Source organism: Paraburkholderia sp. MM5496-R1, from assembly GCF_050436205.1.
Classification (GTDB): Bacteria; Pseudomonadota; Gammaproteobacteria; order Burkholderiales; family Burkholderiaceae; genus Paraburkholderia; species Paraburkholderia tuberum.
Map to the genome: position 1 here is coordinate 3,120,443 of NZ_JBNDLT010000002.1, position 14,850 is coordinate 3,135,292.

Genomic DNA, 14,850 nt, shown 5'->3' on the forward strand with positions numbered 1-14,850 from the left:
GCTCCTCGGAGCGGCTTTTTTATGCATTGAAGAAGCTGGGCCAGCCGATCAGCCGATCCGCTTCGCCAGTTCGACGGCCCGGCCGATGTACGAGCCGGGCGTCATCGCGAGCAGGCGGTCCTTCGCGTCCTGCGCAATCGCCAGGCCGCCAATGAAGCTCTGCAGCGCCTCGCGCGTGATGCCCTTGCCGCGCGTGAGCTCCTTCAGCTGCTCGTACGGATTCTCGATGCCGTAACGGCGCATCACGGTCTGCACCGGCTCGGCCAGCACTTCCCAGCAGTTGTCGAGGTCTTCGTTCAGACGCTGCGCATTCACTTCGAGCTTGTCGAGGCCGCGGATCAGCGAGTCGTACGCGAGCAGCGAGTAGCCGAACGCGACGCCGATGTTGCGCAGCACCGTCGAGTCGGTCAGGTCGCGCTGCCAGCGCGACACCGGCAGCTTGTCGGCGAGGTGACGCAACGTCGCGTTCGCGAGGCCGAGGTTGCCTTCCGAGTTTTCGAAGTCGATCGGGTTGACCTTGTGCGGCATCGTCGACGAACCGATTTCGCCGGCTTTCGTGCGCTGCTTGAAGTAGCCGACCGAGATGTAGCCCCACACGTCGCGGTCCAGATCCAGCAGGATCGTGTTCGCTCGCGAGATCGCGTCGAACAGCTCGGCCATGTAGTCGTGCGGCTCGATCTGGATCGTGTACGGATTGAACGCGAGCTTCAGACGGTTCTCGACGACGTCCTTCGAGAATGCTTCCCAGTCGAACTCCGGATACGCGGACAGGTGCGCGTTGAAGTTGCCGACCGCGCCGTTCATCTTGCCGAGCAGTTCGACCTTCGCGATCCGCTCGATCGCGCGCGCGAGCCGCGCGGCGACGTTGGCGATTTCCTTGCCGAGCGTGGTCGGGCTGGCCGGCTGGCCGTGCGTGCGCGACAGCATCGGCTGGGCGGCGTGCGCGTGCGCGAGCGCAACGAGGCGTTGATGCACCGAGCGCAGCGCCGGCAGGATCACGTGTTCGCGCGCGCCGGCGAGCATCAGGCCGTGCGACGTGTTGTTGATGTCTTCCGACGTGCACGCGAAGTGGATGAACTCGCTCGCGCGCTCCAGTTCTTCATGGCCCTTCACCGATTCCTTCAACCAGTATTCGACGGCCTTCACGTCGTGGTTCGTCACGCGCTCGATTTCCTTGATGCGCGCGGCATCGTGCGCGGTGAAGCGCTCGGCCAGTTGCAGCAGGAATTGCTCGGACGCCTCGGAGAAGCGCGGCACTTCAGCGAAGCCGGCGCGCGACAGCGCGATCAGCCAGTGGATTTCGACCGTCACGCGATTGCGCATGAAGGCGGCTTCCGAGAGCCAGTCGCGCAGGGCTTCGGTTTTGGCGGCGTAGCGGCCGTCGAGCGGGGAAAGCGCGTTCAGCGCGAACAGGGTGTCGGGGCGGGTGTCGGACATGATGAGGACCGGGTTGAAGCGGTTGAGCGCTCAGCGAGCGGGTCGGGAACGGAGGGAACCCTGAATTTTACCACTGTGACGCGATCGGCCCGCCCGGATGCGTCGGTCGCAATCGGCGCCGCTAGAATGCAGACTTCTTCCCTCTCGACGGCAAGCGCAATCGCATGGAACTGAAATGGCTCGAAGACTTTATTTCGCTCGCGGAAACGCGTAGCTTCAGCCGCTCGGCCGAGTTGCGCCACGTCACGCAGCCGGCTTTCTCGCGCCGCATCCAGGCGCTCGAAGCGTGGCTCGGCACGGAACTGATCGACCGTTCTGTTTATCCGACGCGGCTCACGGCGGCCGGTCAGGTGTTCAACGAGCAGGCGCTCGCGATGCTGTCGCAATTTCACGAGGCGCGCGCGCTGCTGCGCGGCCACACGGCGACGCCCCAGGCGACGATCGAATTCGCGGTCCCCCACACGCTGTCGCTCACTTACTTCCCGCGCTGGCTGCAGCGCATCGAGGCGCAGATGGGCCCGATCCACACGCGGCTGCGCGCGCTGAACGTGCACGACGCGGCGCTCTCGCTGGTGGAAGGCGGCTGCGATCTGATGATGGGCTACCACCATCCGAGCCATCCGGTCGCGCTCGATCCGGCGCGCTACGACATGCTGACGCTCGGCCACGAGCCGATCAGCCCGTTCTCGGCGCCGGCCCGGGCGGGCCGGCCGCGTCACACGCTGCCAGGCTCGGCCGATGCGCCCGCGCCGTATCTGTCGTACACGCCGAACGCGTACCTCGGGCGCATGACCGAGGTGATTCTCGCGAACGCGCCGGAGCGCCTGTACCTCGACCGGCTCTACGAAACCGACATGGCCGAGGGGCTCAAGGCGATGGCGCTCGCTGGTCACGGCATCGCGTTTCTGCCGCATAGCGCGGTCGAAGATGCGGTGGCCGAAGGCCGGCTGATCCGCCTCGATCGCGCGACGCGCGGCACGCCGGAAGGGCAGCTGACGCTCAGCATGGAGATTCGCCTGTATCGCGACAAGCTCGCCGCGAAAAGCGACGACGCGCGCCAGATTCTCGTGCGCCGGTTGTGGGACGTGGTGTCGGAGGAACTCCGGCAGAGCGCCGCCTGAGCCGCGGCATAAAACTCAAACTCGAACCTGCGTCGCGACGACGCGAATTTGCGGCTTTGCGAACGTTATGCAAAAAAAACATAATGGGATAAGGAAACGGCATTGGATTTCGATACGGCGTTTTTCCACAATGCCCGTACTCGATCAAACGCCGGAGCGTTCATGTCATCCCAGCAACAAGCCGCAGAATCGGTCCAAGCCGCCTCAACGTTGCAAGCCGTTCCCTCCTACCTCAATAAGGAAGACCTCGGCCCTTGGGGCAACTATCTGCGCCAGGTCGACCGCGTCGCGCCGTATCTCGGTTCGCTGTCCCGCTGGCTCGAAACCCTGAAACGCCCGAAGCGCATTCTCGTCGTCGACGTGCCCATCGAACTCGACAACGGCACGGTCGCGCACTTCGAGGGTTATCGCGTGCAACACAACGTGTCGCGCGGTCCGGGCAAGGGCGGCGTGCGTTATCACCAGGACGTGACGCTATCCGAAGTGATGGCGCTGTCCGCGTGGATGTCGGTGAAGAATGCGGCGGTGAACGTGCCGTACGGCGGCGCGAAGGGCGGCATCCGCGTCGATCCGCGCACGCTGTCGCGTGGCGAGCTCGAGCGCGTGACGCGCCGCTATACGAGCGAGATCGGCATCATCATCGGACCGAATACCGACATCCCCGCGCCGGACGTGAACACGAACGAGCAGATCATGGCGTGGATGATGGACACGTACTCGATGAATCAGGGCCAGACGGCCACCGGCGTCGTGACTGGCAAGCCGATCACGCTCGGCGGCTCGCTCGGCCGTCGCGAGGCGACCGGCCGCGGCGTGTTCGTGGTGGGCTGCGAAGCGGCTCGCCGCATCGGCTTCGACATCGAAGGCGCGCGTATTGCGGTGCAGGGCTTCGGCAACGTCGGCGGCATCGCCGCGCGTCTGTTCCAGGAGGCGGGCGCGAAGGTCGTCGCGGTGCAGGACCACACCGGCTCGGTGTACAAGTCCACCGGCATCGACGCGGTCGCGCTGCTCGACTACGTCGCGAAGACGGGCGGCGTCGGCGGTTTCCCCGAAGCCGACGCGATCACCGGTGAGGAGTTCTGGACCGTCGAGTCGGACATCCTGATTCCGGCGGCGCTGGAAAATCAGATCACCGAAAAAAACGCCGGCAAGATCAACACCAGGATCATCGTCGAGGGCGCGAACGGCCCGACCACCACGGCGGCGGACGACATCCTGCACGATCGCGGCATCCTCGTGATTCCGGACGTGGTCGCGAATGCCGGCGGTGTGACAGTGTCATATTTCGAATGGGTCCAGGACTTCTCGAGCTTCTTCTGGACCGAGGACGAGATCAACGAGCGCCTCGAGCGCGTGATGCGCGAAGCGTTCGCGGCGGTGTGGCAGGTGTCGAGCGAGCAGAACGTGTCGGTGCGCACGGCTGCGTTCATCGTCGCGTGTAAGCGGATTTTGCAGGCGCGCGAGATGCGCGGCTTGTATCCCTGATGGACCGTGTCCTATCTTGTTTGAAACGGCGGTGACGCGGCCCGGTATCCGGGCCGGGAGGCGCACACCGCCGAAACTTCGTGCATCAACGCGGTCCACAAGACGGCGTGTTTGACCGGCGGGCGGCATCCTATCGATGCCGCCCGCCTTCTCATATGCACGAAACGGCCGTGCCACGGCGCCGCGAGCCTATCGCGGCGTGCGCGCAACAGAATGGTTAATAGCGATACTTTCAGAAAAATTACTTTGTTACACTGGCGCCGGTTCTTGCCAAGGAGATCTAGATGAAGATTAAAGAAGCTGCGCTGCTGCTCGCGACTCTCGGACTGTTTACGGTTGGCGCGCATGCGCAAGACTCGGGCACGCTGAAAAAGATCAAGGATACGGGCGTCATTTCGCTGGGCCATCGCGAATCGTCGATCCCGTTCTCCTATTACGACGAAAAGCAGAACGTGATCGGCTACTCGCAGGATTACGCGATGAAGATCGTCGAGGCCGTCAAGCAGAAGCTGAACATGCCGAACCTGAAGGTGAAGCTCGTGCCGGTTACGTCGCAGAACCGCATTCCGCTCGTGCAGAACGGCACGGTCGACATCGAGTGCGGTTCAACCACGAATAACCTCGAGCGTCAGCAGCAGGCTGCCTTCACGAACACGATCTTCGTGATCGGCACGCGCCTGATGACCAAGAAAGATTCCGGCATCAAGGACTTCCCGGACCTGAAGGGCAAGACGGTCGTCACGACCGCCGGCACCACGTCCGAGCGCCTGCTTCGCAAGATGAACCAGGACAAGAACATGGGCATGAACATCATCAGCGCGAAGGATCACGGCGAATCGTTCCTGACGCTGTCGACGGGCCGTGCCGCCGCGTTCATGATGGACGACGCGCTGCTCGCCGGCGAGCGCGCGAAGTCGAGCAACCCGGGCGATTTCGTGATCGTCGGCACGCCGCAATCGCGGGAGGCGTACGGCTGCATGCTGCGCAAGAACGACCCCGACTTCAAGAAGGTCGCCGACGACGCCATCGCGAAGGTGCAAACGTCGGGCGAAGGCGAACAGATCTACAAGCGCTGGTTCGAATCGCCGATCCCGCCGAAGGGCCTGAACCTGAACTTCCCGATGAGCGACGATATGCGTGCGCTGTTCAAGAACCCGAACGACAAGGCAATCGACTAAACTAGCTGCTTTTTCGACACTTTCAAAACGCTGAAAGGAACGGAAGGGGCCGCGCGCTTCTTCCGTTTCTTTTTGCCGGAGTCTTGGTCATGTCATATCACTGGAACTGGGGCATTCTGCTGAGTCCCGTCTCCACGGGCGAGCCGACCACCTACCTGGGCTGGCTGCTCTCGGGGCTGTGGGTGACGGTCACCGTGTCGCTGTCGGCATGGGTGATCGCGCTGATCGTCGGCTCGCTCTTCGGTGTGCTGCGCACGGTGCCCAACAAATGGGCGTCGGGCGTCGGCACCGTCTACGTTGCGATTTTCCGTAACATTCCGCTGATCGTGCAGTTCTTCATCTGGTATCTGGTGATACCGGAGCTGCTGCCCGTGTCGATCGGCAACTGGTTCAAGCAATTGCCGCCGGGCGCGCAGTTCTTCTCATCGTCGATCGTGTGTCTGGGCCTCTTCACCGCCGCGCGCGTGTGCGAGCAGGTGCGCTCGGGCATCAACGCGTTGCCGCGCGGGCAGCGCGCGGCCGGTCTGGCGGTAGGCTTCACGCAGTGGCAGACGTATCGCTATGTGCTGCTGCCGGTCGCGTACCGCATCATCGTGCCGCCGCTCACCTCCGAGTTTCTGAACATCTTCAAGAACTCCGCGGTTGCCTCGACGATCGGTCTGCTCGATCTGTCCGCGCAGGCGCGCCAGCTCGTCGACTACACGTCGCAAACTTACGAATCGTTCATCGCGGTCACGGTTGCATACATGCTGATCAATCTGATCGTGATGCAACTGATGCGCTGGGTCGAAGTGAAGGCCCGGCTGCCCGGCTATATCGGAGGAAAGTGATGCATCATTTCGACTGGAGCGGTATTCCGGGCGCGCTGCCTACGCTATGGACCGGCGCGATCATCACGTTCAAGATCACGCTGATCGCGATCGTATTCGGCATCATCTGGGGCACCATTCTCGCGATGTTTCGACTGTCGCCGATCAAGCCGCTCGGATGGTTCGCGCAGGCTTACGTGACGCTCTTCCGTTCGATCCCGCTCGTGATGGTGCTGCTGTGGTTCTTCCTGATCGTGCCGCAGGTGCTGCAAAGCGTGCTCGGTCTGTCGGCCGACATCGACATCCGGCTCGCCTCGGCGATGGTCGCGTTCTCGCTGTTCGAGGCCGCGTATTATTCGGAGATCATCCGCGCCGGCATTCAGGCGGTGCCGCGTGGTCAGGTCAACGCGTCGTTCGCGCTCGGCATGACCTATGGGCAGGCGATGCGCCTGATCGTGCTGCCGCAGGCGTTCCGCGCAATGGTGCCGCTGCTGCTCACGCAGGGTATCGTGCTGTTTCAGGATACGTCGCTCGTCTACGTGATCAGCCTCGCCGACTTCTTCCGCACGGCTACGAATATTGGCGATCGTGACGGCACGAACGTCGAGATGGTACTGTTCGCGGGCGCGTGTTATTTCGTGATCTGCGTGATCGCGTCGAGCCTCGTCAAAGGTCTTCAGAAAAAGGTCGCAAGATGATCTCTATCAAGAATGTTTCGAAGTGGTACGGCCATTTCCAGGTGCTGACCGACTGCACGACGGAAGTCAAAAAGGGCGAAGTGGTCGTGGTGTGCGGGCCGTCCGGTTCGGGCAAGTCCACGCTGATCAAGACCGTCAACGGACTCGAGCCGTTCCAGAAGGGCGAGATCGTCATCAACGGCCAGTCGCTGACCGACAAGAAAACCAATCTGTCGAAGCTGCGCTCGAAGGTCGGCATGGTGTTCCAGCACTTCGAACTGTTTCCGCATCTGTCGATCGTGCAGAACCTGACGCTCGCGCAGGTCAAGGTGCTCGGCCGCTCGAACGACGAGGCGACCGCGAAGGCCCTGAAGCTGCTCGATCGCGTCGGCCTGCGCGCACATGCGGACAAGTATCCGGGGCAGCTGTCCGGTGGTCAGCAGCAGCGCGTGGCGATTGCGCGTGCGCTCTCCATGGACCCGATCGCGATGCTGTTCGACGAGCCGACCTCGGCGCTCGATCCGGAGATGATCAACGAAGTGCTCGACGTGATGGTCGAACTCGCGCAGGAAGGCATGACCATGATGTGCGTGACGCACGAAATGGGCTTCGCGAAGAAGGTCGCGCATCGCGTGATTTTCATGGACAAGGGTTTGATCGTCGAAGACGACCGCAAGGAAGACTTCTTCGCGAATCCGAAGTCGGATCGCGCGAAGGATTTTCTCGCGAAGATTCTGCACTGAGGGTGGGTGCGCAGGCCTCGTTTCGGGGCTCGCGCGGGACGAAAAAAAGCCGCTCCGTGGAGCGGCTTTTTGTTTCGCAGGCGTAAGGTGACGCGGCGGCTTACGACTCGAACGCTGCCGTGTCATCGGCGGCTTCGAGATCGGTTTCGCTGTCGGGTGAAAGCGTGGTTGCGCTCGTGCCCACCGCGTGCGCGCCGTTCGACGCCGCGATCGTCGTGGCCGACGCCGATGCGTCGAGTGCCGGATTGCGCAACTTTTCGAGCACCGACTGCGGCACCGGGATATTGGCGCGGCCGATCACGTCGCCATGCTGGAACATCAGCAGATCGCCGGGCTTGAACGCGGTCCACACTTCGTTGTCGGTCAGCGGCTTGGTCGCGATCACCGCGACGCGGTCTTCGGGTGTCGTGTATTTGGCGAAATCGATCGACACGTCCGCGTCGACCAGATGCGCGGTCGAAAACGGCCAGCGACGCACGACGTAATGCAGATGCGTCGAGCAATGCGCGAACAGGGCCTGGCCGTTAGACATCAGGAAATTGAACACGCCGTACTGCGTGATTTCACGCGTGAGCGTCTCGAGCGCGGCGAACAGCTCGTGAAGCGGCGGCTGCAGCGCGCCCGGAAAAGCCTTACGCAAACCTTCCAGCAGCGCGCAGAACGAGAGTTCGCTGTCGGTCGTGCCGACCGGCTGATACACGCCGTTCAGTTCCGGCGCGTAAGCCTGCAGGTCGCCGTTATGCGCGAAGATCCAGTGACGCCCCCACAGTTCGCGCATGAACGGGTGGCAGTTTTCGAGCAGGATGTGCCCTTGCGTCGCCTTGCGGATGTGCGCGATCGTGTTTTTCGATTTGATCGGATAGCGCTTGACCATCTCGGCGATCGGCGACGTGGCCGACGATTGATGATCGATGAACAAGCGGCACGCCTTGTCTTCAAAGAAAGCGATGCCCCAGCCGTCGGCGTGGTGATCGGTGACGCCGCCACGCGCCGCAAAGCCGGTAAAGGAAAACGTGACGTCCGTCGGCGCGGCGCAGTTCATTCCGAGAAGTTGGCACATGTTGCAGGTGAGCCTGTGAACGGAGTGAGCCGTTACAATGATGATTTCCCAAGCATATCACCGAGCCGGAGACGCCAAATAGCAAAATTGACATGTGTTTGGGCCGCTACAACGCGGTTTGACCGGTCGATCAGCGAGGCGCGCGAAGTCTCGTATTCCTGCCATGACTGCTTCCAACGTTTCCCCCGATTCCGTCACACTGGTCCGCCCGGACGACTGGCATCTGCACGTGCGCGACGGCGCGATGCTCGCGGCCGTGCTGCCTGACACCGCGCGCCAGTTCGGTCGCGCGATCATCATGCCGAACCTGAAGCCGCCGGTCGCGACGACCGCGATGGCGAAGGCATATCGCGAGCGCATCATCGCCGCGATTCCCGAGGGCGCGCAATTCGAGCCGCTGATGACGCTGTACCTGACCGACAACACGCCGCCCGACGAGATCCGCCGCGCGCGCGGGAGCGGCTTCGTGCACGGCGTGAAGCTGTACCCGGCGGGCGCGACGACGAACTCCGACGCGGGCGTCACCGATCTGATGAAGTGCGCGAAGACGCTGGAAGTGATGCAGGAAGTCGGCATGCCGCTGCTCGTGCATGGCGAGGTGACCGATTCGGACATCGATCTGTTCGATCGCGAAAAGGTCTTCATCGATCGCGTGATGATGCCGCTGCGCCGCGCATTTCCGGCGCTGAAAGTCGTGTTCGAGCACATCACGACGAAGGACGCGGCCGACTACGTCCGCGAAGCGGGCGTCGCGCCGCAACTGCTTGGCGCTACGATCACCGCGCACCATCTGCTGTACAACCGCAACGCGATTTTCCAGGGGGGCATCCGTCCGCATTACTACTGCCTGCCGGTGCTCAAACGCGAGACGCATCGCGTCGCGCTGGTCGAGGCGGCGACCTCGGGCGATCCGCGCTTCTTCCTCGGCACCGACAGCGCGCCGCATCCGAAGGGGCTGAAGGAACACGCGTGCGGTTGCGCAGGCTGCTACACCGCGCTGCACGCGCTCGAGCTCTATACCGAAGCATTCGACAAGGCCGGCGCGCTCGACAAGCTCGAAGGCTTCGCGAGCTTCCATGGTCCGGACTTCTACCGTCTGCCGCGCAATACGGAGAAGGTCACGCTGCGTCGCGAGGAATGGACGCTGCCGGCCGAGCTGCCGGCCGGCGATACGCCGGTCGTGCCGCTGCGAGGCGGGGAGTCGATTGGCTGGCGTCTCGTTTGAGGCTGCGGTAGATGCGGGAGCGTGAGGCGGGGCAGCGCGCTGCCAAGATTGATAAGGCGGCGAAAGCGGGCTCCGCGGTAGCGCATGAAGCCGCGGCGACCAAAGCTGCGCGTGGCATGGCACCCGAGCCTCTGCCACCGTGCTTCGCCGCAATCGACTGGTCGAAGCCGTGGTTCGCGCAATTCGCCACACGCGGTCAGCGTTGGCAGCAAGCCGCGCTGACCGGCTACGCGGACCTTCTCGCCGCGATGAACGCCGACGCCGCCCAAATGCAACAGACCACCGGCCGCGGCCAGCCTCTTGCGTTCATCGCGCAGGACGACCTGCCACCGGGTGCCGCGTACGAGGGGCATATAGCGTCGACCGGTTGCGTGCCGACGCGCCACAATCTGCACGACTTCTTCAACGGTTCAATGTGGTTCGCGTTTCCGCGCATCAAGGCGGCGCTGAACGCGCGCCAGTCGGCGGAACTCGACGTGCTCGGCGTCGGCCCGACGCGTGGCGGTGTGCGCGATATGCTGACCCTCTTCGACGAAAACGCGCTGCTGTTCGCTTGCGCCGATTCTTCGCTGAACGCCGCGCTACGCGGCTTCGAGTGGCAGACGCTGTTTGTCGCGTGGCGCGATGCGTGGGGGCGGCGCTGCGAAGTGCGGTGCTTCGGCCATGCGCTGCTCGAAAAGCTGATCGCGCCGTTCAAGGGCTGCACCGGCCATGCATGGATCGTCGACGTTCCGGCAGAGTATTTCGAATGGGACACCCCGCCGCGCGACGCATGGCTCGATGAAGCCGTCAGCGCGGCGCTGCTCGGCCCCGACGCTTTGACGAGCCGCATGTTCGCGCCGCTGCCGGTGCTCGGCATTCCGGGCTGGTGGCCCGAGAACGAATCGCCGGCGTTCTACGACGACACGTCCGTGTTCCGCACGGGGCGGCGCAAGCGCTAGGCGCTTCCAAGTTCGGTGTTAAAATTCGCGCCAGCAAAGCAGGCCAGGCAGTCGCGGCCTCGACGGCTTCGGCCAACGAGGGCGAGGAAAGTCCGGACTCCACAGGGCAGGGTGATGGCTAACGGCCATCCGTGGCGACACGCGGAACAGGGCAACAGAAAGCAAACCGCCGATGGCCCGGCGCAAGCCGGGATCAGGTAAGGGTGAAACGGTGCGGTAAGAGCGCACCGCGGCTGTCGCAAGGCAGACCGGCACGGTAACCTCCACCCGGAGCAATTCCAAGTAGGCAGGCGCGCATCTTCGCGATGCAGGACGGGGCCCCCGTCTCGTCTGCGGGTAGGAAGCTTGAGCGCGTCAGTAATGGCGCGCCTAGAGGAATGGCTGCCACGCGGGTCGAGTCTTCGGGCGCGGCGCGTGCACAGAATCCGGCTTATCGGCCTGCTTTGCCGCTGTATAAGGAAAGCCGGCGTCCGTTGGGACGCCGGCTTTTTCATTTGGGGCGGGGTGGCGGCCGTGGCCGCCATCGCTTTCGCGCTCAGAGCGCGACGATGTCGAACGAATGCGTGAGCTCGGCGGTCTTCGCGATCATGATCGACGCCGAGCAGTATTTGTCGTGCGAGAGGTTGATCGCGCGCTCGACGGTCGCCGGGTTCAGATTCTTGCCCGTCACCGTGAAGTGGAAGTGGATCTTCGTGAACACCTTCGGATCTTCGCTCGCGCGCTCGGCCTTCAGTGTCACCGAGCAGCCGGCGATCTCCTGGCGGCTCTTCTTCAGGATCATCACGACGTCGTAGGCGGTGCAGCCGCCGGTGCCGAGCAGCACCATTTCCATCGGGCGCGGCGCGAGGTTGCGTCCGCCACCCTCGGGTGCGCCGTCCATCGCGACCAGATGACCGCTGCCCGTCTCGGCCGCGAACGCCATCCCGTCTTGTCCCATCCAGCTTACTTTGCATTCCATGCTGTCACTCCCACCGCGCATCGCTTTGTCGAGACGGCATTGTAGCCCGGTGTCTGACGATTGGCGCACGCTGAGCGCATCCCGCGTCCATGCACGGTGATTGCTTTCTTGTTGCGGTGCGGAATGGGCGGGGGGTTCCAGAATTCCTCGGACAGTTTAGGGTACTTACTCTAAGGCGAATGGCACTTACTTAAGCCTACATGGAGGAGAAGACGCGGGTAAGTGCTTGAAGAGAAAGGGAGGGGGCTGATCCAGGGATTGATACGATGATTGTTACCAGGCAAACACCGTCTCATTCCAAAGATCAGCCCCCATGGATCGTAATGCACGAAGTCATCACAGGCAAACACGAAGCAGGGTTCAAAGCCGGGCGTGCAGGGCCCAGGCGGTAGACTACTTCAACATACTGACGAGCCCGGGGCTGTTGGGCATAACGGAAGCGTATTTGCCAGAACATCGGGAACGGCTGTATCCGCCGACGGTGACACTGTCGATGTTCATGCGCCAGGCGCTGGAAGAGGACGCCTCCTGTCAGAAGGCAGTCAACGGGTGGGCGGCGCAGCGAGCTGCCGACGGGCTGCGGCCCATGAGTGTGCGTACGGGAGGCTACTGCCGCGCTCGCCAGAGACTGCCGCTGACGATGGTGCGGGAGTTGGCGCGCGAGACGGGGCGCCAACTGCATGAGCAGGCCGAGCCTGCCTGGAAGTGGCGCGGGCGCCCGGTCAAGCTGGTTGACGGCACCGGGATCTCGATGCCCGATACGCCGTCGAACCAGGCCCGTTTCCCGCAGTCCAGTGCTCAGGCCGAAGGAGTGGGCTTTCCATTGGCCTATCTGGTTGCGGTGATCTGTCTGGCAAGCGGCGCAGTACTGGAGTCGGCGGTCGGAACTTACGCGGGCAAAGGCAGCGGGGAGCTGACGGCGTTTCGCATGCTGCAAGGCACGTTTCGCAAAGGTGACGTGATCGTCGCCGATGCCTTGTACTGCCACTACTTTCTGATGGCCTCAATGATCGCCGCCGGGGTGGACGTCGTGATGGAACAGCATGGGGCACGCCGCACCGACTTTCGGCGAGGCCGGTCCCTGGGCACGCGCGATCACATTGTGACGTGGCCCAAACCCCGGCAGCGTCCCGACTGGATGACGCATGAGCAGTACCAGGCCTTCCCCGATGAACTGATGGTGCGCGAGTCCAGGCTGCATCACCGGGTGCTGGTCACCACGATGCTTGATGCACGCAAGACCAGCAAACAGGACCTCTCGCAGTTGTACGCCAGGCGCTGGAACGTGGAACTGGATCTACGTAACATCAAGACGACGATGGGCATGGATGTGCTGCATTGCCAGACTGCCCACATGAACGAAAAGGAGATCTGGGTCCATCTGCTGGCCTACAACGTGATTCGGCTGCTGATGGCTCAGGCCGCCAGTCACCATGCCACTGACCCGAGAACACTGAGTTTCAAACACACGGTGCAGTTATGGACTGAATGGCTGGCCAGAGGTCTGACGGCAACTCACAACCAGAGTCTCCTGTTCAACCTGATCACGCACTCTTGCGTTGGGAGTCGCCCCGGTCGCATCGAACCACGAATGCGCAAACGAAGACCGAAGTCCTACCCATGGCTGAAAGAGCCTCGTCACATCGCACGTGAGCGCGTCCAAAAATATGGGCACGCTCCACGGGCTTAAGTAAGTGCCATTCACTCTAAGGCATGTCTGATGCGATTCGAATTTTTTGGCCTTTAGTGCTTGAGCCAAAAGGAGTTTCGTCAAATGTCCTCCCCGCATCGAATCTGTCACATTGTGAAAACCAATTTCACAATGCAAATCTTCTTGCGTTGCACAAGGGTGACTCTTATAATTTACTCCATCGTTGCAGCAGTTCTGCAACCTCCGCTGTCTCCTCCACCTCCTCCTTTGGTGGATTAAACCCGAGCCGCTCGTTCGGGTTTTTTTTCGCCCCCGTTTGTCAGGCGTTTCGCCCCGTTTCCTGGCCGCTCGCGGCGAGCGCATCGCACGTTTTGACTTGCCAGCACAAATTCCTTTATAATTCAGGGCTTTTCCGCATCCGCGCCCGCGGAAGAAGAACCAGGGAGAGCCTGCACGCGCCTCGATGCGCACACTACAAGCAGGAAAGAACACATTGGGCGCAGCAATTTTTTTGGATCGATCATGAAGACGTTTTCCGCAAAAGCCCATGAGGTGACGCGCGAATGGTACGTGATTGACGCGACGGATAAGGTTCTCGGGCGTGTCGCCAGCGAAGTGGCACACCGTCTTCGCGGCAAGCACAAGCCTGAATTCACTCCCCACGTCGACACCGGTGATTTCATCATCGTCATCAACGCCGGCAAGCTGAAGGTCACGGGCAACAAGGTTACCGACAAGAAGTACTACCGTCACTCGGGCTACCCGGGCGGTATCTATGAAACGACGTTCGGCAAGATGCAGGAACGCTTCCCGGGCCGTGCGCTCGAGAAAGCGGTCAAGGGCATGCTGCCGAAGGGTCCGCTCGGCTACGCGATGATCAAGAAGCTGAAGGTCTACGCTGACGCAACGCATCCGCATTCGGCACAACAGCCGAAGGCGCTCGAGATCGAGATCTAAGGGGAGCCCACATGATCGGTAACTGGAATTACGGCACGGGCCGCCGCAAGAGTGCCGTCGCTCGCGTGTTCATCAAGGCAGGCAAGGGCGACATCGTTGTGAACGGCAAGCCCATCGCCGACTACTTCTCGCGCGAAACGTCGCTGATGATCGTGCGTCAACCGCTGGAGCTGACGAACCACGGTGTCACGTTCGACATCAAGGTCAACGTGACCGGCGGCGGTGAAACGGGTCAAGCCGGTGCGGTTCGCCACGGCATCACCCGCGCGCTGATGGACTATGACGCAACGCTGAAGCCGGAACTGTCGAAGGCTGGCTTCGTCACGCGTGACGCTCGTGAAGTCGAACGTAAGAAGGTCGGCTTCCACAAGGCACGTCGCCGCAAGCAATTCTCGAAGCGTTAATCGTTTCGGGCGCGAACCGGCCTTCACGCCGGTTTGCAGCAAAAGCCGCCAACGCCACGCGCGAAGGCGGCTTTTTTTATGGTTTGCCGGGGTTCGCGGGCCGGTCTCGTTCGCTCAAGCGGCATCGGCTCGCCTTGCATCGACCTTGCAGCAAGAACCCATTGATTTTGTGGGCTTCAGCACGATATCCGGAACAGCCCTACA

The 14,850-nt window shown here is 62.4% G+C and carries 14 protein-coding genes and 1 other RNA gene; 12 read left to right on the forward strand and 3 right to left on the reverse strand.

Translation table 11 applies throughout. The features are described 5' to 3' along the window. Positions 1 to 48 precede the first annotated feature (48 nt). Positions 49 to 1,437 carry an adenylosuccinate lyase gene (purB, locus tag OKW38_RS21470; RefSeq protein ID WP_429362966.1) on the reverse strand — a complete coding sequence of 463 codons (1,389 nt, stop codon included), beginning with the start codon at positions 1,435 to 1,437 and terminating at the stop codon, positions 49 to 51. A 164-nt stretch (positions 1,438 to 1,601) separates the two neighbouring features. Here purB and OKW38_RS21475 point away from each other — a divergent pair, with 164 nt between their 5' ends. The 6 genes from OKW38_RS21475 (at position 1,602) to OKW38_RS21500 (ending at position 7,450) form a co-directional block, all read left to right on the forward strand. Next, entirely contained in the window at positions 1,602 to 2,558 is a 957-nt protein-coding gene (locus OKW38_RS21475) for a LysR family transcriptional regulator (protein WP_184050911.1), read from the forward strand. Between the two features lie 162 nt (positions 2,559 to 2,720). After that, on the forward strand, positions 2,721 to 4,043 hold the full coding sequence (locus OKW38_RS21480) for a Glu/Leu/Phe/Val family dehydrogenase (RefSeq protein WP_429335313.1): 1,323 nt from the start codon (positions 2,721 to 2,723) through the stop codon (positions 4,041 to 4,043). 284 nt (positions 4,044 to 4,327) lie between these two features. Next, a complete protein-coding gene (locus OKW38_RS21485; RefSeq protein WP_429335312.1) occupies positions 4,328 to 5,221 on the forward strand; it encodes a glutamate/aspartate ABC transporter substrate-binding protein in 894 nt (297 codons plus the stop codon). An 89-nt stretch (positions 5,222 to 5,310) separates the two neighbouring features. Continuing rightward, positions 5,311 to 6,051, forward strand: a complete 741-nt coding sequence (locus OKW38_RS21490) for an amino acid ABC transporter permease (protein WP_090801827.1) — start codon at positions 5,311 to 5,313, stop codon at positions 6,049 to 6,051. After that, positions 6,051 to 6,728 (forward strand): glutamate/aspartate ABC transporter permease GltK, encoded by a 678-nt coding sequence (gltK, locus tag OKW38_RS21495; RefSeq protein ID WP_018421788.1) that lies wholly within the window; start codon positions 6,051 to 6,053, stop codon positions 6,726 to 6,728. Before OKW38_RS21490 ends, gltK begins: the two co-directional genes overlap by 1 nt. Then, the gene (locus OKW38_RS21500; RefSeq protein WP_090801826.1) at positions 6,725 to 7,450 is read left to right on the forward strand and encodes an amino acid ABC transporter ATP-binding protein; all 726 of its coding nucleotides are present in this window, start codon (positions 6,725 to 6,727) and stop codon (positions 7,448 to 7,450) included. The genes gltK and OKW38_RS21500 overlap by 4 nt, the downstream gene beginning before the upstream one ends. A 100-nt stretch (positions 7,451 to 7,550) precedes the next feature. On the opposite strand, the gene OKW38_RS21505 is transcribed toward OKW38_RS21500, so the two are convergent. Further along, entirely contained in the window at positions 7,551 to 8,510 is a 960-nt protein-coding gene (locus OKW38_RS21505; protein ID WP_090801825.1) for a class II glutamine amidotransferase, read from the reverse strand. A gap of 163 nt (positions 8,511 to 8,673) precedes the next feature. Here OKW38_RS21505 and pyrC point away from each other — a divergent pair, with 163 nt between their 5' ends. The 3 genes from pyrC to rnpB all read left to right on the forward strand — a co-directional run bounded on the left by pyrC (position 8,674) and on the right by rnpB (position 11,125). Beyond that, complete coding sequence (gene pyrC / locus OKW38_RS21510) at positions 8,674 to 9,735, forward strand: dihydroorotase (protein ID WP_429362968.1); 1,062 nt, start codon at positions 8,674 to 8,676, stop codon at positions 9,733 to 9,735. A gap of 11 nt (positions 9,736 to 9,746) precedes the next feature. Beyond that, positions 9,747 to 10,676 (forward strand): DUF3025 domain-containing protein, encoded by a 930-nt coding sequence (locus tag OKW38_RS21515; RefSeq protein WP_429335311.1) that lies wholly within the window; start codon positions 9,747 to 9,749, stop codon positions 10,674 to 10,676. Positions 10,677 to 10,711: 35 nt separating this feature from the next. Further along, an RNA gene (gene rnpB / locus OKW38_RS21520) (RNase P RNA component class A) lies at positions 10,712 to 11,125 on the forward strand. A gap of 86 nt (positions 11,126 to 11,211) precedes the next feature. On the opposite strand, the gene OKW38_RS21525 is transcribed toward rnpB, so the two are convergent. Then, positions 11,212 to 11,634: an OsmC family protein gene (locus OKW38_RS21525; protein ID WP_026226035.1), complete on the reverse strand. Its 423-nt coding sequence runs from the start codon at positions 11,632 to 11,634 to the stop codon at positions 11,212 to 11,214. Positions 11,635 to 11,947: 313 nt separating this feature from the next. Between OKW38_RS21525 and OKW38_RS21530 the strand changes: the two genes are divergently transcribed. From OKW38_RS21530 to rpsI, 3 genes are all read left to right on the forward strand, one after another. Next, a complete protein-coding gene (locus OKW38_RS21530) occupies positions 11,948 to 13,324 on the forward strand; it encodes an IS4 family transposase (protein WP_429362969.1) in 1,377 nt (458 codons plus the stop codon). A 483-nt stretch (positions 13,325 to 13,807) separates the two neighbouring features. Continuing rightward, entirely contained in the window at positions 13,808 to 14,242 is a 435-nt protein-coding gene (rplM, locus tag OKW38_RS21535; RefSeq protein WP_090801822.1) for a 50S ribosomal protein L13, read from the forward strand. 11 nt (positions 14,243 to 14,253) lie between these two features. After that, the gene (rpsI, locus tag OKW38_RS21540) at positions 14,254 to 14,646 is read left to right on the forward strand and encodes a 30S ribosomal protein S9 (protein ID WP_011489810.1); all 393 of its coding nucleotides are present in this window, start codon (positions 14,254 to 14,256) and stop codon (positions 14,644 to 14,646) included. Positions 14,647 to 14,850 lie beyond the last annotated feature (204 nt).